Below are 17,717 nucleotides of genomic sequence, written 5' to 3'. Positions count from 1 at the left end.
CCATGCTCAAGATCGATAACCTTCAGGCCAATGTTGCCGACAAGCCGATCCTCAAGGGTCTCTCGCTGACGATCAATCCAGGCGAGATTCACGCGATCATGGGGCCGAACGGCGCGGGCAAGTCGACGCTGGGCTACACGCTCGGCGGCCGTCCGGGCTATGAAGTGACCGGCGGATCGGTAGACTTCCTGGGCCAGGACCTGCTCGAACTGGAACCGCATGAGCGTGCGGCTGCAGGGCTGTTCCTGGGCTTCCAGTATCCGGTCGAGATTCCCGGTGTCTCCTTCGTCCAGTTCCTGCGCGAATCGGCCAATGCCCAGCGCAAGGGCCGGGGCGAGGAACCGCTGTCGGGCGGCGAATTCCTGAAGCTGGCGCGCGAGAAGGCGGGCCTGCTGCGCATGGACATGGACATGCTGAAGCGCCCGGTGAACGTCGGCTTTTCCGGCGGTGAGAAGAAGCGCGCCGAGATGGTGCAGATGGGCATCCTCGACCCGCGCCTGGCGATCCTGGACGAGACCGACTCCGGCCTCGACATCGACGCGCTGCGCATCTGCGGCGAGGGGATCAATTCGATCATGCGCGCGCCGGACAAGGCCGTGCTGCTGATCACCCACTACCAGCGCCTGCTGGATTACGTGAAGCCGGACTTCGTCCACGTTCTGGCCGCCGGCCGGATCGTCAAGTCGGGCGGCCCCGAACTCGCCCTCCAGCTGGAGGAAGAAGGCTACGAGGCCGTCGTCGCATGACCATGGTCTACCTTCTCTGGCACGAGGACGATCCCGAGACCGAGGACGGCGAACTGGTCGGCGTCTATGGCTCGGAAGCGGAGGCCGCGTCGGCCATCGCCCGGTCCGCCAAGCATCCACAGGGATTCTCGGTCGATGCCCATTCGCTGAACGGTGAGCGCTGGCTGGCCGGCCTGCCCGGCGCCTTCCTGGGGAGAGCGGCCAATGACTGACACCCTTACGCTCCCCACCCGCAAGGATGAGGACTTCCGCTATTCCGACCTCGACGCGCTGGCGGGCCTCTGGCCGGTCGCGCGTGAAGAAATCGTTGTCGCTGCCGATTCCGAGGAATCGCTCCAGATCGTCGAGGACGGCACGGCTGCGGTCGCCCGCCATCTGGTGATCACGCTGGGCGCGCGCGCGAAGTTCGACCTTCGCGTGCTGTCTTCCGGCCCCGCCTACGGCCGCGTGGCCGTGGACGTGCGACTGGGCGAGGGCGCCGACTTCACGCTGGGTGCGGCGCAGCTCGCCACCGGTAGCGAGACGTTGGAAGTGGTCACCAAGGTGGTCCACGCCGAGAAGAACGCCACCTCTGCGCAGATCGTGCGCACGGTGCTGGCGGGCCATTCGGTCGGCTCCTACCTCGGCTGCATCGGCGTCGAGCGCGGGGCGGACGGCACCGATGCCGAACAGTCGGTCCGCGCCATGCTGCTGGACCGCACGGCCACGGCCAATGCCCGGCCTGAGCTGGAAATCTACGCCGATGACGTCAAGGCGGCGCATGGCTGCGCGGTGGGCGAACTCGACGCCAACGGCCTGTTCTACCTGATGAGCCGCGGCCTGACTCCGCCCGAAGCCAAGCGCCTGATGCTCCAGGCCTTCGTCGCCGAAGCCTTCACTGGCGCACCCGGCGAAGAAGCGCTGAACGAAGCCGCTTTGGCACGCTTGGAGGCGATCCTGTGAGCACCGATACGCTTGTCCTCAAGGACCAGTTCCCGGGGCTTGCGGGCGACTGGCACTACCTCGACACCGCCGCGACTTCGCAGAAGCCGCAGGCGGTGATCGACGCCACCGTCAATGCGCTGGGCCGCGATTATGCGACCGTGCATCGCGGCGTCTATGCCCGCTCGGCCGAGATGACGCTGGCCTTCGAAGCCGCGCGCCGCAAGGTCGCCACGTTCCTGGGCGGGCATGAGGACGAGATCGTCTTCACCCGCGGCGCGACCGAGGCGATCAACCTCGTCGCGCAGACCTGGGGCGTCGAAAACCTGAAGGCCGGCGACCGCATCCTGCTCTCGACGTTGGAGCACCACTCCAACATCGTGCCGTGGCAGTTGCTGCGTGACCGTACCGGCGTTGAAATCGACGTCTGCCCGCTGACCGAAGACGGTCAAATCGACCTGGAAGCGGCCGAGCGTATCCTCACCCCCGCGCACAAGCTGGTGGCGCTGGCGCATGTTTCCAACGTGCTGGGCTCAGTGCTCCACGTGGAACATGCCGCGAAGCTGGCCCATGCGGTGGGCGCGAAGCTGCTGATCGACGGCTGCCAGGCGGCACCGCGCATCGCCCTCGACGTTTCGGCGATGGGCTGCGATTTCTACGTCTTTTCCGCGCACAAGCTCTACGGCCCCACCGGGATCGGCGCGCTTTGGGCGAAGAAGGCTCTGCTCGATGCGATGCCCCCGTGGCAGGGCGGCGGTTCGATGATCGACCGCGTCACCTTCGAGAAAACCACCTACGCCCCCGCGCCGCAGCGTTTCGAGGCGGGCACGCCGATGATCGTCGAGGCTCTGGGCCTTGGCGCCGCGATCGACTGGCTGACCGCGCAGGGCCTCCAGCGCGCCGAACAGCACGAACGCGATCTGGCCGCGAAGCTGCGCGCCGAACTGGCCAGGCGGAATGACGTCACCCTGTTCGGCCCGGCGGATTCTGTCGGAATCGTCTCTTTCGCGATGGATGGGGTGCATCCGCACGACCTCGGCACCATATTGGATGAAGAGGGCGTCGCGATCCGCGCCGGACACCACTGCGCGCAGCCGCTGATGGACCACCTTGGCGTTCCCGCCACGGCCCGCGCCAGCTTCGGCCTCTACAGCGACGACAGCGATATCGAGGCGCTCATGAAGGGTATCGAGCGCACCCGGAGAATTTTTGGATGAGTGACCAGAAGCCCAGTTTCACCGTCGAGGAAGTCGATTCGGTAACGCCCGCACCGCGCGCGCGCGTCGAGGATGTGCCCGTGCCTGTCGAACAGCCGGTCGAACGCAAGCGCGACTATCTCGACGGATTCCTTGCCGAAAAGCCGCAGGATATCGATCCCGGCCAGCCCGGCGGATCGATCTACGACGGCGTGATCGACGCGCTGAAGGAAATCTTCGACCCCGAGATTCCCGTCAACATCTACGACCTCGGCCTGATCTACGGCGTCGAAGTCTCGCCCGAGGCTTCGGTCGCGGTGACGATGACGCTGACCACGCCGCATTGCCCGGTGGCGGAATCGATGCCCGGCGAAGTCGAGATGCGTGTCTCGGCCGTGCCGGGCGTACGCGATGCCGAGGTCAACCTCGTCTGGGATCCGCCATGGGACATGGCCAAGATGTCCGACGAGGCAAAGCTCGAACTGGGCATGCTCTGATGGCGACGCTTGCCCCTACCATTACCGCCGGAATCACTGTTCGCCTGGCCGACTATACCGACGCGGCCGATGCCGCGCGCGTGGTCGCGCTGCTCGACAGCTATGCGCGCGATCCGATGGGTGGGGGCAAGGCGCTTTCGGACGACGTGCGCGAGCGGCTGGTGCCCGGCCTCGCCGCGCATCAGGGCGCATTCTCGCTGCTGGCCTTTGATGGCGACGAAGCCCTCGGCCTGGCGAACTGCATCACCGGATTCTCGACTTTCGCCGCGCGGCCGCTGGTGAACATCCACGACATGGCCGTGCTGCCCGAGGCACGTGGGCGCGGTGTGGGCAAAGCGCTGATGCTGGCGGTCGAGGCCGAGGCCCGCGCGCGCGGCGCCTGCAAGATCACGCTCGAAGTGCTGAGCGGTAATGCCACGGCCAAGGGCCTCTACGCCTCGCTCGGGTACGGAGACTATGCGTTGGACCCGCAGGCGGGCACTGCGCTGTTCTGGGAAAAGAAGTTATGACGACGACGACTGAAGCCAAGCCTGCGCGCCAGCGTCCGGCCGCCGTGATCCTCACCGCCAATGCCGAAGCCCGCATCGCCAAGTTGATGAGCGAAGCGCCCGAAGGCACTATTGGCGTGCGCCTTTCCACGCCGCGCCGGGGGTGCTCGGGCCTTGCTTATTCGGTGGACTACGTCAGCGAGGAAAAGCCCTTCGACGAGAAGATCGAGACTCCCGGTGGCCTGTTCTACATCGACGGTGCCTCGGTGCTCTATCTGATCGGCAGCACCATGGACTGGGTGGAAGACGATTTCACCGCCGGATTCGTATTCGCCAACCCGAATGCCAAGGGTTCGTGCGGCTGCGGCGAAAGCTTTACGGTTTAAGTTCTCTGTCCTCCCCGGAACGGGGAGGGGGACCGCCCGAAGGTTGGTGGAGGGGAATCTCAGCGCCACGCAAGCTCGCGTTAGGCCGCGAATCCCCTCCGTCAGTCGCTTCGCGACTGCCACCTCCCCGGTACGGGGAGGACAATTTCCCTCTTAGGTAAAACAAAGGGGCCGATCCCGCCTTGGGATCGGCCCCTTCGTCGTTTTCAAATCCCGAGAAAGGATCAGGCCGGAAGCAGGTGCTCCTTGGCGATCTTTTCCTTCCACACCAACGGCGCGAGCTGGTGGACGTTCTTGCCTTCGGAATCGACCGCTACGGTCACCGGCATGTCCTTGACGGTGAATTCGTAGATCGCCTCCATGCCCAGGTCCGCAAAGCCGACGACCTTGGCTTCCTTGATCGCGCGGGCGACGAGGTAGGCGGCGCCGCCGACGGCCATCAGATAGGCCGACTTGTGCTTGGCGATGGACTCGGTGGCGGCGGGGCCGCGTTCCGACTTGCCGATGCTGGCCAGCAGGCCAAGGTCGAGCATGGTGTCGGAGAACTTGTCCATGCGGGTCGCGGTGGTCGGGCCGGCGGGGCCGACGACTTCCTCGCGAACCGGGTCAACCGGGCCGACGTAGTAGATCACGCGACCCTTGAAATCGACCGGCAGTTCCTCGCCCTTGGCCAGCATATCGGAGATACGCTTGTGCGCGGCGTCGCGGCCGGTGAGCATCTTGCCGTTCAGCAGCAGGCGGTCGCCCTGCTTCCAGCTCTGCACGATCTCGGGGGTGAGGGTGTCGAGGTCGACGCGGATGGCGCCGGCGTCGGGCGTCCATTCCACCTTCGGCCAATCGTCGAGATTCGGCGTTTCCAGGAAGCTGGGGCCCGAACCGTCCAGCGTGAAGTGCGCATGGCGGGTGGCGGCGCAGTTCGGGATCATCGCAACCGGCTTGCCGGCGGCGTGGCACGGCCAGTCCATGATCTTCACGTCCAGGATGGTGGCAAGGCCGCCAAGGCCCTGCGCGCCGATGCCGAGCGCGTTCACCTTGTCGAAAATCTCGATGCGCAGCGCCTCGATATCGTTCTGCGGGCCGCGCTGCTTGAGCTGGGCCATGTCGATCGGCTCCATCAGGCTCTGCTTGGCAAGCTTGACGCAGTGCTCGGCTGTGCCACCGATGCCGATGCCCAGCATGCCCGGCGGGCACCAGCCGGCGCCCATCTGGGGCAGCATCTCGATCACCCAGTCGACGATGGAATCGCTGGGATTCATCATCTTGAACTTCGACTTGTTTTCCGAGCCGCCGCCCTTGGCAGCGACGTCCACCGAGACCTTCGATCCCGGAACCATGCTGACCGAAAGCACCGAAGGCGTGTTGTCCTTGGTGTTGCGGCGGGTGAAGGCGGGGTCGGCGAGAACGGAAGCGCGCAGCTTGTTCTCGGCATTGTTGTAGGCGCGGCGCACGCCTTCATCGACCACTTCCTGCAGCGACTTCTCGGATTCGAGGCGGCAGTTCTGGCCCCATTCGATGAAGACGTTGACGATGCCGGTGTCCTGGCAGATCGGGCGATGCCCTTCCGCGCACATGCGGCTGTTGGTCAGGATCTGGGCGATGGCGTCCTTGGCGGCGGGGCCTTGCTCCGCCTCATAGGCGTCGCCCAGCGCGCGGATGTAGTCCATCGGGTGGAAGTAGCTGATGTACTGGAGGGCGTCGGCAACACTCTCAATGAGGTCGTCTTCGCGGATCGTCACCATTTCGGCCATGGAAAGAGCGCTCCCGGTTTTCCTGTCGGTTCACGTGATTTTGCGGGCTCCTTGAGCCTCTTTGAAAATGCGCGCAAGCGCGCATTTATGCGGCACCTGCCCACGCCCCCACCCGACCACCCATCAAGATACGCTCGTGGGTGGTCGGGTGGGGGCGTAAGGCCGGTGCCGCTTTCGATCGGGCTTAAGGCGCGTTCGCACGCCAAGAAAGCGCATTTTCGACGCAAAACGCGTCGAAAATCGCAATCGCTCTATGCAAGTGCCTGTGCCATCGTCCAAACGTCGCGATAGATCGACCAAGGTATTGCAAATGGCTTGGCCTCATTCGCGGCTTGGCCTAGAAGGCCGCCATCTAGTCCGTCTTTGCGGGGGTAGGGGCGTCATCGTCCCCACTTGTGCCCGCAACAGCATGAGGAATGGGACCCAAATGACCTTGACCGAGGATCGGTCCGCTGCAGCGGTTGCCCGCCACGCCATGATCGTCAGCCAGCTGCGCACCAGCGGCGTCAACGAGCCGTGGGTGCTCGAAGCCATGGCCGGCATCGCCCGTGAGGATTTCGTGCCCGCCGCCATGCGCGATGCCGCTTATATCGACCGTGCGATCACGCTGGAAAACGGCCGTCAGCTCGCCGCCCCGCTGGTGCAGGGCAAGATGCTGGCCGAAGCCGAGCCCACCAAGGAAGACAAGGCCCTGCTCGTGGGCGACGCCAACGGCTACCTTGCCGCGCTGCTGCGTCCGCTGGTCGGCTCGCTCGACGTGGTGGATCCGGCTGCCGCCAAGGATGTCGCCAAGGGTGAGCACACCCTGCTCGTCATCGACGGCGCGATCGAGGAACTGCCTGCCGCGCTGACCGCGACGCTGGCCGAAGGTGGCCGCGTGGTCACCGGCCTGGTCGTGCGCAACGTTCCGCGCCTGGCCACCGGCCGCAAGACCGCCGGCATGCTGGCACTGCTTCCGCTCGCCGAAATCGGGATTCCGGTTCTGCCGGAGCTTGCCGCTCCCAAACGCTGGAGCTTCTGAGCATGGCCCGGTTCGCGTTGCGTGCCGGGCTACTCACGGGGGGATGTCTGATTTTGGCGACGGCCAGCGCTCCGGCACTGGCCGACACCCTCCGCGACGCGCTTGTCCTGGCCTATCAGACCAACCCCACGCTTGAAGCGGCGCGCGCCCAGCAGCGCGCCACTGACGAGGGCGTTCCCATCGCCCGTTCCTCCGGCCTGCCCAATCTGGCGGCCGATGGCTCCATCACCAAATACGTCGATGCCGGCGCGGCCAAGGACATCCAGCCGACCCGGATTCTGTCGGCCGGTGTCGATCTGGGCGTGCCGATCTATTCGGGCGGCGCGGTGCGCAACAGCGTGGCCGCCGCCAAGATCCGCGTGGAAGCAGGCCAAGCCTCGCTGCGCGGTTCGGAAAGCTCGCTGTTCTCGCAAGTCGTCGGCGCCTACATGGACGTGATCCGGGCCGAGGCGATCGTCGGCCTGAACATCAAGAACGTGAACGTGCTGAAGGTGAACCTTCAGGCCACCAGCGACCGCTTCCAGATCGGCGAACTGACCCGCACCGACGTCGCGCAGTCGCAATCGCGCCTTGCCGTGGCGACCGGCGATCTGCGCAGTGCCGAGGCGAACCTGGCCGCCGCGCGCGAAACCTATATCCGGCTTGTCGGCAAGGCGCCCGAAAGCCTGGAAACGCCGCCGCCGCTGCCGAATCTACCAACCAATCCGGAAGAGGCGACCACCGTCGCTCTCGATTCCAATCCCGATGTGCTGGCCGCCCGCCAGCGCAGCAAGGCGGCGGAAAAGGACATCGACGTGGCCGGCGCCGGCCGCCTGCCGCGCGTCAGCCTGTTCTCGAACGGCGGCTATACCGACTATCTCGGTTCGGCCGACAGGCAGATCACCGGCTACGAACACAACCACACGGTCACGGCCGGCGCCTCGGTGTCTATCCCGCTGTTCCAGGGCGGATTGCCCGCCGCGCAGCGCCGTCAGGCGCAGGCGACGGCCTCGGCCACGCTGGAGCAGGAGATCGCCACCGAACGCAGCGTGATCGCGCAGGTCCGCTCCGCCTACACCGCCTGGGTCGCCTCGAACGACCTGATCGTCTCTTCGAAGACCGCCGTCGATGCCGCCGCGCTCAGCCTTGAGGGCGTGCGGGCGGAGAACTCGGTGGGCAACCGCACTATCCTGGACATCCTCAACGCCGAGCAGGAACTGCTGAACGCGCAGGTGGATCTGGTGACGGCCCAGCGCAACGCCTATGTCGCCGGCTTCACCCTGCTGGCAGCGATGGGCCGTGCGGAGGCACGCGATCTCAACCTGGACGGCGGCGTGCTCTACGATCCGCAGGTCAATTACGACCGGGTGAAGGGCAAGATTTTCGACTGGGACAACGATCCGGCACCTGTGGCGAAATCCACCCGCACCGTTGACACACCGGTGCAGGACGGCGAGATTCGCGGGGAGTAACCATCTCTTAACCCTGATTCGGGGAAAGATGGCGGGCGCGCTTTTACCGGGCTTTCCGGCAGGGCGAGACGGGGACAGTTGCAATGCGTCAGAACGGCGAACCCTCGGTCGAGGAGATTCTCCAGTCGATCAAGCAGGTCATCGCGCGCGACAATCGCGCCGCTGCCCGCACCGAACGCGCCCGCCGTGCCGGAGAACCGGTGCGTACGGCAGTGTTCGAGGACGACGTGCTCGAACTGCCTGAGGCTGCCGAGCTGGATGACGACATCGAACTGACCGGTAGCGAACCCGGACTGCTGGACGATGGCGCCCGCGATTCGATGCGCGAATCGCTGGCCGCGCTCGCCATGCTGTCTGAACCAGGCGTGCCGCCGCAGATCGTCCGTTCCGGCGAAACCTCGCTGGAAGGGCTGACTCGCGAACTGCTGCGCCCCGCACTGGCCGAATGGCTGGACAAGAACCTGCCGCCGATGGTCGAACGCCTTGTCGCGGCGGAGATTGCCCGGATCGTCGGCAAGAAGATCTGATCGGCCTGGCCGAACCGGAGTTCGCACTGGACCTCGGCCCCCCGGCTTCCTAACTCTGGGCCATGCCAAGACCCGATCCCGCGCTGCTCGATCCTGCGCGCTACCCGTTTTCCTGTGACATCGAACCGCGCTTCAGCGACCTCGATCTCAACCACCACATCAACAACGTCGCCATTGCCGGCATGTTGGAAGACGCGCGCGTGCGTTTCTATCGCGCCGCCAGCGAGCCCGACGAGTTTCGCGGCTTGGCAACGATGGTGGCCAGCATCTCGATCGAATATCTGGGTGAGACGCACTATCCCGACACGCTGACGTTGCACGGCGCGGTCGAGCATCTGGGCCGCAGCAGCCAGCAACTGGTTCAGGTGGTGACCCAGAACGGCCAGCCGGTGGTCTTCGCACGCACGGTGATCGTCATGGTCGGCCCCGAAGGCCCGGCCGTCCTCCCCGAAAGCTATCGCGCCCGCGCGGCCCAATGGGCACTGCGCGCATGACCGCTTCCACCCGCGAGATCGAACAGGCGGCTGAAGCGCTTGCCAAGGCCGGCGGCGATGCCATCCAGCGCCACATCTTCATCTGCGCGGAGCCGCAGAAGGGCGAATGCTGCTCTCCCGAAAAGGGCGCGGCAGCGTGGAAGTACCTCAAGAAGCGGCTGAAACAGCTGGGCTTGGATGGCCCCAAGCGTGAAAATGGCGGTGGAGTCGCCCGCACCAAGGCGGATTGCCTGCGCATCTGTTTCGCCGGGCCGGTCGCGGTCGTCTGGCCGGACGGGGTCTGGTATCATTCCTGCAACGAGGATGTGCTGGAACAGATCATCCAGCAGCACCTGATCGGCGGCGAGCCGGTGGAGGAATTCCGGCTTCATCCCAAGGCCGATTGAGCCCGCGCCCTTACTTCCCCTTCCAATCGTCGCCGCTGGACAGGAACGCCAGCCCCATCAGCGCAGACGCCAGCAGCATCGTGAAGGCGACGCATAGCGCAGTCGCAATGTAGGCGTGGACGGAAATCGTCCCGTTCGAACGATAGAGTAGAATCACGGAAGTCAGCACGAGGCCGACCGTGATCGTCATCATATAGGCCATGATCCGCCGATAGCGCGCCCAGGCGTGGGCGGCCTTCTCGGGATCTTCAAGGGGCGAGCGCGGGAACATGCGGCCCATTTGGGCCTTTGCTCGCAGCCCCGCAAGCGAATCCCGCGAATCTACCCGGGCATTCGGACGAAGTGGCGGGGCCCGCTGCGCTATGATATCCTTCGATCCCGAACCACGCAGATGAGGGCAGGCATAGGGGGCCAACCCAAGAGGGGCCAATAAGGGGAGAGAGCGACAATGACGATTGCGCGGATTATCGAGGGCCGTGGGCCCGTCCAGACCTGCCAGATCGATACCGCCGTTGGCGCGGCGGCCGGTATCCTGGCCGAACGCCGGATCGGCGCGCTGCCGATTCTGGACGGCGACCAGCTGGTCGGCATCTTTTCCGAACGCGACGTGATCTACCGGCTGCATGAATCCGGCCCCGAAATGCTGAAGAAATCGGTGGCCGATGTCATGACCTCTCCGCCCGTGACGGTGGAGCCTTCCACTCCCGTGCTCAGCGCGCTGGCGCTGATGACTCGCCGCCGCATCCGCCACTTGCCGGTGGTGGAGAATGGCCGGATGGTCGGGTTCGTCTCGATCGGCGATCTGGTGAAGTACCGCATCGACAAGGTGGAATCCGAAGCCGCCGCCATGCGCGACTATATCCAGATGGCCTAAGCGCTGATTACGCAAGGGCTGAGGGTATCAAGGCGGAGCGCGAAAGGGTGGCCACACCCTCTCGCCACCTTGCCGCGAGGGACCGCGAAGCCTACATCGCAGGCATGGAACAAACCGTCACACTCAGCCCTTCGGCTGCGGCGCGCGTCGCCGCGATTGCCGACAAGCAGGGCAAGCCCGCGATCCTGCGCCTTTCGGTGGAAGGCGGCGGCTGTTCGGGCTTCCAATACAAGTTCGGCCTGGCCGATGCCCCTGAATCCGACGACGCTGTGGCAGAGACCGACGGCGTGCGCCTCGTGGTCGATTCCATCAGCCTCGATCTGGTGAGCGGCTGCGTGGTCGATTACGTCGAATCGCTGGGCGGCGCCGCCTTCCGGGTCGAAAATCCCAATGCCGCCGCTGGCTGCGGGTGCGGATCCAGCTTCTCCGTATGAAAAAGATCGCCACGTTCAACATCAACGGGGTCAAGGCACGCCTGCCCCGCCTGCTCGAATGGCTGGAGGAAACCCGCCCCTCGGTCGCCTGCCTGCAGGAGATCAAGAGCCAGGACGAAGGCTTCCCGATCGCGGAATTCGAGAAGATCGGATACCAGGGCATCTGGCATGGCCAGAAAGGCTTCAACGGCGTTGCCATCCTGGCGGACGGAGTGAAGCCGGTGGAAATCCAGCGCGGGCTGGAGGGTGAGCCGGAGGATGAGCATTCGCGCTATCTGGAGGCGGATGTCTTCGGCCTGCGCGTGGTCTGCATCTACCTGCCCAACGGCAATCCGGTGCCCGGCCCCAAGTTCGACTACAAGCTGCGCTGGATGAACCGCCTGCGCCAGCGCATGGCCGCGATCCGGGCAGAGGAAGTTCCGGCGATCGTCACGGGCGACTTCAACGTGATTCCCACCGATCAGGACGTCTGGTCGCCGCCCGCCATGGCGGCGGACGCGCTGATGCAGCCGGAATCGCGCGATGCCTATTTCCGCCTGCTGGGCGACGGCTGGACCGACGCGATCGCCACGCACAACCCGCGCGGCGGCGTCTGGACGTTCTGGGACTATCAGGCCGGAGCCTGGCAGCGCGATCACGGCTTTCGGATCGACCATGCGCTGCTCTCGCCCGAACTGGCGGACCGGCTGGAGACTTGCGGCGTCGACAAGGCCTATCGCGGGCGCGAGAAGGCCAGCGACCACACGCCGGTCTGGGTGCAGCTGCGCGACTGACCACAGCCGGGATCAAGTAGAGACAAAGAAACGGGGTCTGGAGCATGTCGCTCCAGACCCCGTTCTCTTTTGCGAAGCGGCAGCGGGCAGAAGCCCGCCATCAAATCCTCAACGATAGAAGATGTGATCGTCCACCTGCGCAACGCGGGTCAGGCGCCACTTAGGCGAGACGCGCTTGGCGTGGAAGTAGAGGGCGTCTTCCGCCGGGCTCTTCCAGCTTTCCTCCACCGCGATACGGGCGATGGCGAGAGCTTCGCGCCAGTCGGCCGAAGCTTCGCGGATGCTGGGCATATGCTTGCCCTGCACGAAGGAGAACTGGCCGGGCTGGTAGACCACGCCGCAATAGCTGGCGGGGAAGCGGCCGGATTCGGAGCGATTGATGATCACGCGGCCGACAGCAAGCTGGCCTTCCTGCGTTTCGCCACGGGCTTCGAAATAGATCGCGCCGGCAAGGCAGCGCATCTCACTGTCGACCGAACCGCTGCTGGGCTGCATTGCAACCAGCTCGGCAAGGGAATCGGCGTCCTGCGTATCGTTCTGCGCGGCATCATCAGCCTGGTTGTCCGTCGCTGCGTCCCCATCGTTGGGGAGGGACTGGACGACCGGCGTGGAAACGAATGCCGTCGCGGTGTTCGATTTTGCCGCAACCGGAACCGGTTGAATAGCGGCGGCGCCCGAACCCTGTGCGCCAAGAAGAGCGGTCATGACCGTAGCGGCAAGCGCGACCATGCTTGCCAATTGCACTTTGCTTCGCATTTACTCTTGTTCAAAGGCGGTGAACCAGTCCGACGCAGATGGGAACGCATCGCCTTATAGGGCGTTTACGTTCACACGATCTGCCGACGATCCCCCGTCTGCGTGCTAGCCGAGCATGCCTTATTGCTGCCCGACCGCCTGCGCGTGTGTGAAGGGGCCATTAACTTGCAGGACGTGCAAGTCAACCGCGTTTATGCCCCAAGGCCGATGAGCCGTTCGGGTCTTGCGACGTCCAGTTCAACCACCCAAAGATCGCGATCCTGGCCGCGGCGCTTCTGGATGTAGTCGGAAAAGGCCAGCGAATCGGCCATTTCCTCTCGCCTGGAGCAGGTCCAGGCGCGGGTGCCGTCCAGTTGCGGCATCCGTTCGTAAACCCGCCCGTCGCGCCCGTTTTCGAGCAGAACGACAAGGATCGTTCCGGCGTCGCGTTCACCTTTTTGTATAACCATGCCAAACCCGCCCTCTGACTCGGCAGCGCGGATGAGGGCGGAAACTTCAAGATGCGCGGGCAGGCGGCCGTCCATGTCAGAACGCTCCGGCGTATCCGGGCAGGCCGGAAAGGGCGATGCGCGAACGCATGAAAGTGCCGGTACCGCGCCCCACTTCGTCGCCATCCTCATCGATCAGGCGCGATTCCGCCACCAGAACACGGCGGCGGCCACTGACCCAGCGCCCTTCGGCAACGATCGTGCCGCCCTTGATCGGCTTGCTGAGCAGGAGGTTGAACGAAGTCGTCAACAGGAACCGATCCGTGACGAGCGTATTGGCCGCGTAGAAGGCCGCATCGTCCAACATCTTGAAGTAGATCGTGCCATGCGCGGCGCCCGCGGCGTGAAAGCAGTCCGGCGCGACGTCGAAGGTGATCCTCGCCAATCCCTCACCGGGAACTTCCAGGCGCGAGGCGAACAGGCCGTTGATCGGTGCCGAGGCGTAGAGACCTTCAAGCGCACGCCAGTGCAGGGCGGCGCCGCTGGTATCGGCGCCGCCCGCAATGGATGCGTCAGGCTGCATCGCGGTCGATGACGTTGCTAAGCAGGCTGTAGAGCGCCTCGGCGCCGGGCGCCTCGATCAGCGCTTCGTGCATGCGCTCGTCGCGCATCATCCGCGAGATAGCGGCAAGCGCGTGAAGATGGGTCGCACCCGCGCCCTCAGGCGAGAGGAGGCCGAACACGATATCCACGGGCTGACCATCGGCGGAATCGAATTCCACCGGCGAATCGAGGCGAATGAACACTGCCACAGGCCGATTCAGCCCGGGAAGACGGGCATGGGGAATCGCGATGCGACGCCCGAATCCAGTGCTGCCCAGCGCTTCCCTTTCGAGCACGCGCTTGAGCACGGTCTCGCCATCGAGTCCGTAGACGTCGGAAAAAATCCCGGCGAGACGTCCCAGGATGGACGCCTTGGTATCCCCGCTGGCCGTCGTGACGGCATCGGGCAGAAGGTTGAAAAGACTGCTCATTTCGTTTTCTGGTTCTGGTCTCAGATCGGTTTCCAATGCCTAAACGCTCGCAACCCCCGGTAGGTCCGGGGGCTGCTTACTCTCCTCCGATCAGAAGTGCAGGCGCCGGTTGACGCTGCTGTCGGCGTCAGTGCGGTTCGACCCAGCCAATCGAACCGTCGCCGCGGCGGTAAACCATATTATGCCGGCCAGTGCCAGCGTTTTTGAACAGGAGCGCAGTGGTATTGCGCAAGTCGAGCATCATCACCGCATCCGAAACGGTGGCCTCGGGAACGTCCACGCGGGTCTCCGCGATGACGACGGGTGCATCCGCATCCAGTTCGTCTTCGGCTTCGGCCTGCGGCTCTTCGAAGATGATGTAGGCGGCTTCCTCGACGGCGGCGGCATGGGCCGTCTGTTCGTGCCGATCCTTCAGCCGCCGCTTGTAGCGCCGCAACTGCTTGTCGATCTTCTCCGACGCCTGGTCGAGCGCAAGGTGCGCGTCCTGCGCCATCCCGGTGGCCTTGAGCACCAGGTTCTGCATCACATGCATGATGATATCGCAGCGGAAAGCCCCAGCCGGCGCGCGTCCGAACGTGACATGTGACGACAACGCACGGTTGAAGTACTTGTCTATGATCACCGTCAGTCGCTCGCTGGCGTGAACCTGCAGGGCCTCACCGGTTTCGACCTGGTGACCTGAGACGCGGATGTCCATGAGCGAATACTCCTCTGCTATTGTATCAGTCACCCCAGAGCGGGGTATCGACCGACTTGAGGAACTCGGCATGGATGACGAGTTCCTCTGCGGTAGCCGCGTGGGGACGCGGCTGGCGGAAGGGGCGGTCCTTTCGGGTAAGGACTTTGGCTTCCACCACGATCTCGGTTGTTTCGGCCATCAGTTCGAGACCGATCTGGCGACCACCGCGCAGTTCAACGTAGACCTGCGCCAGCAGTTCCGCGTCTAGAAGCGCGCCGTGCTTGGTACGATGACTTCGATCAATTCCGTAACGCGTGCAAAGCGCGTCCAGCGAAAGCTTGGCGCCCGGATGGCGCACTTTCGCCAGCGCCACGGTATCGACCATGCGCGACTTGTCGACCGCGGCCAGGCCCAGCAGGCCCAGTTCGTGATTGATGAAGTTGAAGTCGAACCCGGCATTGTGCGCGACCATCGGGCTGTCCTCGATGAAATCGAGGAAGTCCTGCGCGCCTGCGGCGAACAGCGGCTTGTCGGCCAGGAACGCGTCGGACAGGCCGTGAACGGCCTCCGCCTCTGCCGGCATCGTGCGTTCGGGGTTGAAATAGGCGTGGTAGCTGCGGCCGGTGAGCACCCGGTTGACCATTTCGATGCAGCCGATTTCGACCAGTCGGTCCCCGGTCTTAGGGTCGAATCCCGTGGTTTCGGTATCGAATATGATCTCTCGCATCTAAACTCATATCTGCCTGCCGAAGCGGGATCGCAAGGCCCCGGCGCGGATTATTCCTGGAGGCCCAACGCAGCCACGATGCGCTCCACCTCGTCCCGGGTCTCTGCAAGCGACGTTCCGGTATCGATGACGAAGTCCGCCCGCTGCCGCTTTTCGGCATCGGGCACCTGAAGCGCCAGAATCTGTTCGAATTTTTCCGCGCTCATGCCCGGCCGCGCCAATACGCGCTGGCGTTGCACATCCGCCGGGGCGGAGACCACGGCCACCCCGTCGAGCCCCTCATGCCCCCCTTTTTCGTAGAGCAGGGGAATATCGAAGACGACCAGCGGCGAATCCGCATTATCCCGTAGAAATGCGCGCCGCATCGCCCCCACGGCCGGGTGGACGATCGATTCGAGTCGGCCCAGCGCCTCTCGATTCCCGAAGACGGCGGCACCCAGTTTCGCGCGGTCGACGCCGCTCTCCCCGGTAGTGCCGGGAAAAGCCGCCTCGATCGAATCCAGCAGCGCGCCTCCCGGCCCCTGAAGTTGGTGGACGGCAGCGTCGGCATCGAACACCGGCACGCCCAGATCGCGCAGCATCGCCGCCACGGTGGACTTGCCCATGCCGATCGAGCCGGTGAGGCCCAGAATCTTCGGGCCGATCCGGGGCCGATTCATGCTTCCAGTCGCGCGCGCAGTTCGGCGTCATCCGCCGCGTCGCGCGGCGGTTCAGCGCCGAAGAAGCGGCGGAAAGCATGGTCCGCCTGGCCGATCAGCATCGCCAGCCCGTCCACCGTCTCGAACCCCGCGGCGCGCGCGGCCTGCAGGAAGGCGGTATCACGCGGGCTGGTGACGATGTCGTAGACCACGCTTTTCGGCGGGGCATGGCTGAAATCGAAAGCCAGCGCGTCCTGTCCGGTCATCCCCAGCGGGCTGGCGTTGACGATCACGTCGAAGCACTGCTCGCGATCGTCGAAAGCGAAATCGGTCGGCGCTTCGAAATGGCCGAGATGAATCGCGTGGTGATCATCCTGAGCCGTCAGTTCGTCCAGCATCGTCTGCGCCTTGTCGGGGTCACGACCCGCCAGCACGATCACGAAGCCGCGCTCCGCCAGCGCCGCGACGATCGCCCGCGCCGCGCCGCCGGTACCGAGCACACGAGCCATGCGGAACAAGTGAGTCTCCGCCAGCCGCGATTCCAGCGGTTCCAGGAAGCCCGGCGCATCGGTGTTATAGCCGGTCAGCGTGCCATCGGCCTCGCGCACAACCGTATTCACCGCGCCGATCTTTTCCGCCAGCGGGTCCAGCCGGTCGAGCAGCGGCAGGATCGCCAGCTTGTGCGGCATCGTCACATTGCAGCCGCGCCAGTCCGGATCGGCCCGCCGCGCGGCGAGATAATCGGCAAGCCCCTCGGTGCTGACCTGGTGGCGGTCGTACCGCCCCTCGATCCCCAGCTTCTCCAGCCAGAACCCGTGAATCACTGGCGACTTGGACTGGGCGATGGGGTCACCGATCACTTCAGCATACGGCTGCCTCATTGTTCGATCTCTCCCAGACGGCGCAGCGCCGCCTGCACTTTCAACAGCGGCATGCCGAGGATGGTGAAATAGTCGCCCTCGACCGCCTCGAAAAGCTGCACGCCGCGTGCCTCGATCCGGAACACGCCGACGCAGCCGGCCACTTCGGGCCATTCGGCATCGAGATAGTGTTCGATGAAGGCGTCCGACATGGTGATCACGTGCAGTGACGCCACGGCGTCTTCGGCCCAGACGATCTCGCCATCGCGCGCCAGTGCCGCAGCGCTGTGGAGATTCATCACTTTGCCGGAGAAGAAGCGCAGATGCTCGGCCGCGGCTTCGCGGCTGCCCGGCTTGTCGAAACGGCGGCCGCCGCATTCGACCAACGAGTCACTGCCCAGCACCAATTCGCCGGGCGTTTCGGCCAAAACGGCCTCCGAAACCGCCCGCGAAACCGCCAGAGCCTTGGCCTTGGCCAGTTCCAGCGCAATTTCTGCAGGCGCGGCGCCGACAAGCCCGGCTTCGATCGCGCGTTCATCGACATGGGCGGGCTGGGTGCGGAACGGAATCGCGGCCGCTTCCAGCATGGCGCGGCGCGATGCGCTTTGGGACGCAAGGACGATCATCGTAAATTCCCGGGATTCAGAAAGGTT

Annotated in this window: 26 protein-coding genes; 15 read left to right on the top strand and 11 right to left on the bottom strand. The window is 64.9% G+C overall.

Annotated elements, in window-relative coordinates:
- Positions 1-2 precede the first annotated feature (2 nt).
- The 7 genes from sufC to WBP07_RS15820 are packed head-to-tail and all read left to right on the top strand — an operon-like array spanning position 3 to position 4,234.
- Complete coding sequence (gene sufC / locus WBP07_RS15850) at positions 3-746, top strand: Fe-S cluster assembly ATPase SufC (protein ID WP_395395811.1); 744 nt, start codon at positions 3-5, stop codon at positions 744-746.
- The gene (locus WBP07_RS15845) at positions 743-958 is read left to right on the top strand and encodes a hypothetical protein (protein ID WP_395392509.1); all 216 of its coding nucleotides are present in this window, start codon (positions 743-745) and stop codon (positions 956-958) included. The genes sufC and WBP07_RS15845 overlap by 4 nt, the downstream gene beginning before the upstream one ends.
- Positions 951-1,688 carry a SufD family Fe-S cluster assembly protein gene (locus WBP07_RS15840; RefSeq protein ID WP_395392507.1) on the top strand — a complete coding sequence of 246 codons (738 nt, stop codon included), beginning with the start codon at positions 951-953 and terminating at the stop codon, positions 1,686-1,688. Before WBP07_RS15845 ends, WBP07_RS15840 begins: the two co-directional genes overlap by 8 nt.
- Positions 1,685-2,884: an aminotransferase class V-fold PLP-dependent enzyme gene (locus WBP07_RS15835; protein ID WP_395392505.1), complete on the top strand. Its 1,200-nt coding sequence runs from the start codon at positions 1,685-1,687 to the stop codon at positions 2,882-2,884. The genes WBP07_RS15840 and WBP07_RS15835 overlap by 4 nt, the downstream gene beginning before the upstream one ends.
- Positions 2,881-3,360, top strand: coding sequence for an SUF system Fe-S cluster assembly protein (locus WBP07_RS15830; RefSeq protein WP_395392504.1), 480 nt, complete (start codon positions 2,881-2,883; stop codon positions 3,358-3,360). Before WBP07_RS15835 ends, WBP07_RS15830 begins: the two co-directional genes overlap by 4 nt.
- Complete coding sequence (locus WBP07_RS15825; RefSeq protein ID WP_395392503.1) at positions 3,360-3,869, top strand: GNAT family N-acetyltransferase; 510 nt, start codon at positions 3,360-3,362, stop codon at positions 3,867-3,869. Before WBP07_RS15830 ends, WBP07_RS15825 begins: the two co-directional genes overlap by 1 nt.
- Positions 3,866-4,234 (top strand): HesB/IscA family protein, encoded by a 369-nt coding sequence (locus WBP07_RS15820; RefSeq protein WP_395392501.1) that lies wholly within the window; start codon positions 3,866-3,868, stop codon positions 4,232-4,234. The genes WBP07_RS15825 and WBP07_RS15820 overlap by 4 nt, the downstream gene beginning before the upstream one ends.
- A gap of 224 nt (positions 4,235-4,458) precedes the next feature.
- On the opposite strand, the gene WBP07_RS15815 is transcribed toward WBP07_RS15820, so the two are convergent.
- Entirely contained in the window at positions 4,459-5,982 is a 1,524-nt protein-coding gene (locus WBP07_RS15815; protein ID WP_395392499.1) for a fumarate hydratase, read from the bottom strand.
- A gap of 427 nt (positions 5,983-6,409) precedes the next feature.
- Between WBP07_RS15815 and WBP07_RS15810 the strand changes: the two genes are divergently transcribed.
- From WBP07_RS15810 to WBP07_RS15790, 5 genes are all read left to right on the top strand, one after another.
- Positions 6,410-7,003, top strand: coding sequence for a protein-L-isoaspartate O-methyltransferase (locus tag WBP07_RS15810; RefSeq protein WP_395392497.1), 594 nt, complete (start codon positions 6,410-6,412; stop codon positions 7,001-7,003).
- Positions 7,004-7,005: 2 nt separating this feature from the next.
- Complete coding sequence (locus WBP07_RS15805; RefSeq protein ID WP_395392495.1) at positions 7,006-8,454, top strand: TolC family outer membrane protein; 1,449 nt, start codon at positions 7,006-7,008, stop codon at positions 8,452-8,454.
- Between the two features lie 83 nt (positions 8,455-8,537).
- Complete coding sequence (locus WBP07_RS15800) at positions 8,538-8,981, top strand: DUF2497 domain-containing protein (protein WP_395392493.1); 444 nt, start codon at positions 8,538-8,540, stop codon at positions 8,979-8,981.
- Positions 8,982-9,043: 62 nt separating this feature from the next.
- A complete protein-coding gene (locus tag WBP07_RS15795; protein WP_395392491.1) occupies positions 9,044-9,475 on the top strand; it encodes an acyl-CoA thioesterase in 432 nt (143 codons plus the stop codon).
- The gene (locus WBP07_RS15790; RefSeq protein WP_395392490.1) at positions 9,472-9,861 is read left to right on the top strand and encodes a (2Fe-2S) ferredoxin domain-containing protein; all 390 of its coding nucleotides are present in this window, start codon (positions 9,472-9,474) and stop codon (positions 9,859-9,861) included. The genes WBP07_RS15795 and WBP07_RS15790 overlap by 4 nt, the downstream gene beginning before the upstream one ends.
- A gap of 10 nt (positions 9,862-9,871) precedes the next feature.
- Here the strand turns inward: WBP07_RS15790 and WBP07_RS15785 are convergent, their stop codons facing one another.
- On the bottom strand, positions 9,872-10,132 hold the full coding sequence (locus WBP07_RS15785; protein WP_395395810.1) for a hypothetical protein: 261 nt from the start codon (positions 10,130-10,132) through the stop codon (positions 9,872-9,874).
- Between the two features lie 177 nt (positions 10,133-10,309).
- Between WBP07_RS15785 and WBP07_RS15780 the strand changes: the two genes are divergently transcribed.
- From WBP07_RS15780 to xth, 3 genes are all read left to right on the top strand, one after another.
- On the top strand, positions 10,310-10,735 hold the full coding sequence (locus tag WBP07_RS15780; RefSeq protein ID WP_395392488.1) for a CBS domain-containing protein: 426 nt from the start codon (positions 10,310-10,312) through the stop codon (positions 10,733-10,735).
- 104 nt (positions 10,736-10,839) lie between these two features.
- The gene (gene erpA, locus WBP07_RS15775) at positions 10,840-11,169 is read left to right on the top strand and encodes an iron-sulfur cluster insertion protein ErpA (RefSeq protein WP_395392486.1); all 330 of its coding nucleotides are present in this window, start codon (positions 10,840-10,842) and stop codon (positions 11,167-11,169) included.
- Positions 11,166-11,942 (top strand): exodeoxyribonuclease III, encoded by a 777-nt coding sequence (gene xth / locus WBP07_RS15770; protein ID WP_395392485.1) that lies wholly within the window; start codon positions 11,166-11,168, stop codon positions 11,940-11,942. The genes erpA and xth overlap by 4 nt, the downstream gene beginning before the upstream one ends.
- Before the next feature lie 108 nt (positions 11,943-12,050).
- Here xth and WBP07_RS15765 read toward each other — a convergent pair whose 3' ends face one another.
- The 9 genes from WBP07_RS15765 to WBP07_RS15725 form a co-directional block, all read right to left on the bottom strand.
- Positions 12,051-12,647: a cell wall hydrolase gene (locus WBP07_RS15765; RefSeq protein WP_395392483.1), complete on the bottom strand. Its 597-nt coding sequence runs from the start codon at positions 12,645-12,647 to the stop codon at positions 12,051-12,053.
- 242 nt (positions 12,648-12,889) lie between these two features.
- Positions 12,890-13,222 carry a DUF1491 family protein gene (locus WBP07_RS15760; protein ID WP_395392481.1) on the bottom strand — a complete coding sequence of 111 codons (333 nt, stop codon included), beginning with the start codon at positions 13,220-13,222 and terminating at the stop codon, positions 12,890-12,892.
- A 1-nt stretch (position 13,223) separates the two neighbouring features.
- Complete coding sequence (locus WBP07_RS15755; RefSeq protein WP_395392479.1) at positions 13,224-13,709, bottom strand: PaaI family thioesterase; 486 nt, start codon at positions 13,707-13,709, stop codon at positions 13,224-13,226.
- Entirely contained in the window at positions 13,699-14,160 is a 462-nt protein-coding gene (locus WBP07_RS15750; protein WP_395395809.1) for a PTS sugar transporter subunit IIA, read from the bottom strand. Before WBP07_RS15750 ends, WBP07_RS15755 begins: the two co-directional genes overlap by 11 nt.
- 127 nt (positions 14,161-14,287) lie before the next feature.
- Positions 14,288-14,857, bottom strand: coding sequence for a ribosome hibernation-promoting factor, HPF/YfiA family (gene hpf, locus WBP07_RS15745; protein WP_395392478.1), 570 nt, complete (start codon positions 14,855-14,857; stop codon positions 14,288-14,290).
- 25 nt (positions 14,858-14,882) lie between these two features.
- Complete coding sequence (dnaQ, locus tag WBP07_RS15740) at positions 14,883-15,566, bottom strand: DNA polymerase III subunit epsilon (protein WP_395392476.1); 684 nt, start codon at positions 15,564-15,566, stop codon at positions 14,883-14,885.
- Between the two features lie 50 nt (positions 15,567-15,616).
- Positions 15,617-16,225, bottom strand: coding sequence for a dephospho-CoA kinase (coaE, locus tag WBP07_RS15735; protein WP_395392474.1), 609 nt, complete (start codon positions 16,223-16,225; stop codon positions 15,617-15,619).
- On the bottom strand, positions 16,222-17,085 hold the full coding sequence (gene aroE / locus WBP07_RS15730; RefSeq protein WP_395392473.1) for a shikimate dehydrogenase: 864 nt from the start codon (positions 17,083-17,085) through the stop codon (positions 16,222-16,224). Before aroE ends, coaE begins: the two co-directional genes overlap by 4 nt.
- Positions 17,082-17,690, bottom strand: a complete 609-nt coding sequence (locus WBP07_RS15725) for a Maf family protein (protein WP_395392472.1) — start codon at positions 17,688-17,690, stop codon at positions 17,082-17,084. The genes aroE and WBP07_RS15725 overlap by 4 nt, the downstream gene beginning before the upstream one ends.
- Positions 17,691-17,717 lie beyond the last annotated feature (27 nt).

Origin of the sequence: Novosphingobium oxfordense (assembly GCF_044029435.1) — a bacterium.
Classification (GTDB): domain Bacteria; phylum Pseudomonadota; class Alphaproteobacteria; order Sphingomonadales; family Sphingomonadaceae; genus Novosphingobium.
The sequence above is the reverse complement of the archived record's forward strand: the minus strand, read 5'-3'. Positions and strand labels throughout refer to the sequence as shown.

Coding starts and splice junctions, on each gene's coding strand:
- sufC (WP_395395811.1), top strand. CDS start 3: ATGCTCAAGATCGATAACCTTCAGGCCAATGTTGCCGACAAGCCGATC.
- WBP07_RS15845 (WP_395392509.1), top strand. CDS start 743: ATGACCATGGTCTACCTTCTCTGGCACGAGGACGATCCCGAGACCGAG.
- WBP07_RS15840 (WP_395392507.1), top strand. CDS start 951: ATGACTGACACCCTTACGCTCCCCACCCGCAAGGATGAGGACTTCCGC.
- WBP07_RS15830 (WP_395392504.1), top strand. CDS start 2,881: ATGAGTGACCAGAAGCCCAGTTTCACCGTCGAGGAAGTCGATTCGGTA.
- WBP07_RS15825 (WP_395392503.1), top strand. CDS start 3,360: ATGGCGACGCTTGCCCCTACCATTACCGCCGGAATCACTGTTCGCCTG.
- WBP07_RS15820 (WP_395392501.1), top strand. CDS start 3,866: ATGACGACGACGACTGAAGCCAAGCCTGCGCGCCAGCGTCCGGCCGCC.
- WBP07_RS15815 (WP_395392499.1), bottom strand. CDS start 5,982: ATGGCCGAAATGGTGACGATCCGCGAAGACGACCTCATTGAGAGTGTT.
- WBP07_RS15810 (WP_395392497.1), top strand. CDS start 6,410: ATGACCTTGACCGAGGATCGGTCCGCTGCAGCGGTTGCCCGCCACGCC.
- WBP07_RS15805 (WP_395392495.1), top strand. CDS start 7,006: ATGGCCCGGTTCGCGTTGCGTGCCGGGCTACTCACGGGGGGATGTCTG.
- WBP07_RS15800 (WP_395392493.1), top strand. CDS start 8,538: ATGCGTCAGAACGGCGAACCCTCGGTCGAGGAGATTCTCCAGTCGATC.
- WBP07_RS15795 (WP_395392491.1), top strand. CDS start 9,044: ATGCCAAGACCCGATCCCGCGCTGCTCGATCCTGCGCGCTACCCGTTT.
- WBP07_RS15790 (WP_395392490.1), top strand. CDS start 9,472: ATGACCGCTTCCACCCGCGAGATCGAACAGGCGGCTGAAGCGCTTGCC.
- WBP07_RS15785 (WP_395395810.1), bottom strand. CDS start 10,132: ATGTTCCCGCGCTCGCCCCTTGAAGATCCCGAGAAGGCCGCCCACGCC.
- WBP07_RS15780 (WP_395392488.1), top strand. CDS start 10,310: ATGACGATTGCGCGGATTATCGAGGGCCGTGGGCCCGTCCAGACCTGC.
- erpA (WP_395392486.1), top strand. CDS start 10,840: ATGGAACAAACCGTCACACTCAGCCCTTCGGCTGCGGCGCGCGTCGCC.
- xth (WP_395392485.1), top strand. CDS start 11,166: ATGAAAAAGATCGCCACGTTCAACATCAACGGGGTCAAGGCACGCCTG.
- WBP07_RS15765 (WP_395392483.1), bottom strand. CDS start 12,647: ATGACCGCTCTTCTTGGCGCACAGGGTTCGGGCGCCGCCGCTATTCAA.
- WBP07_RS15760 (WP_395392481.1), bottom strand. CDS start 13,222: ATGGACGGCCGCCTGCCCGCGCATCTTGAAGTTTCCGCCCTCATCCGC.
- WBP07_RS15755 (WP_395392479.1), bottom strand. CDS start 13,709: ATGCAGCCTGACGCATCCATTGCGGGCGGCGCCGATACCAGCGGCGCC.
- WBP07_RS15750 (WP_395395809.1), bottom strand. CDS start 14,160: ATGAGCAGTCTTTTCAACCTTCTGCCCGATGCCGTCACGACGGCCAGC.
- hpf (WP_395392478.1), bottom strand. CDS start 14,857: ATGGACATCCGCGTCTCAGGTCACCAGGTCGAAACCGGTGAGGCCCTG.
- dnaQ (WP_395392476.1), bottom strand. CDS start 15,566: ATGCGAGAGATCATATTCGATACCGAAACCACGGGATTCGACCCTAAG.
- coaE (WP_395392474.1), bottom strand. CDS start 16,225: ATGAATCGGCCCCGGATCGGCCCGAAGATTCTGGGCCTCACCGGCTCG.
- aroE (WP_395392473.1), bottom strand. CDS start 17,085: ATGAGGCAGCCGTATGCTGAAGTGATCGGTGACCCCATCGCCCAGTCC.
- WBP07_RS15725 (WP_395392472.1), bottom strand. CDS start 17,690: ATGATCGTCCTTGCGTCCCAAAGCGCATCGCGCCGCGCCATGCTGGAA.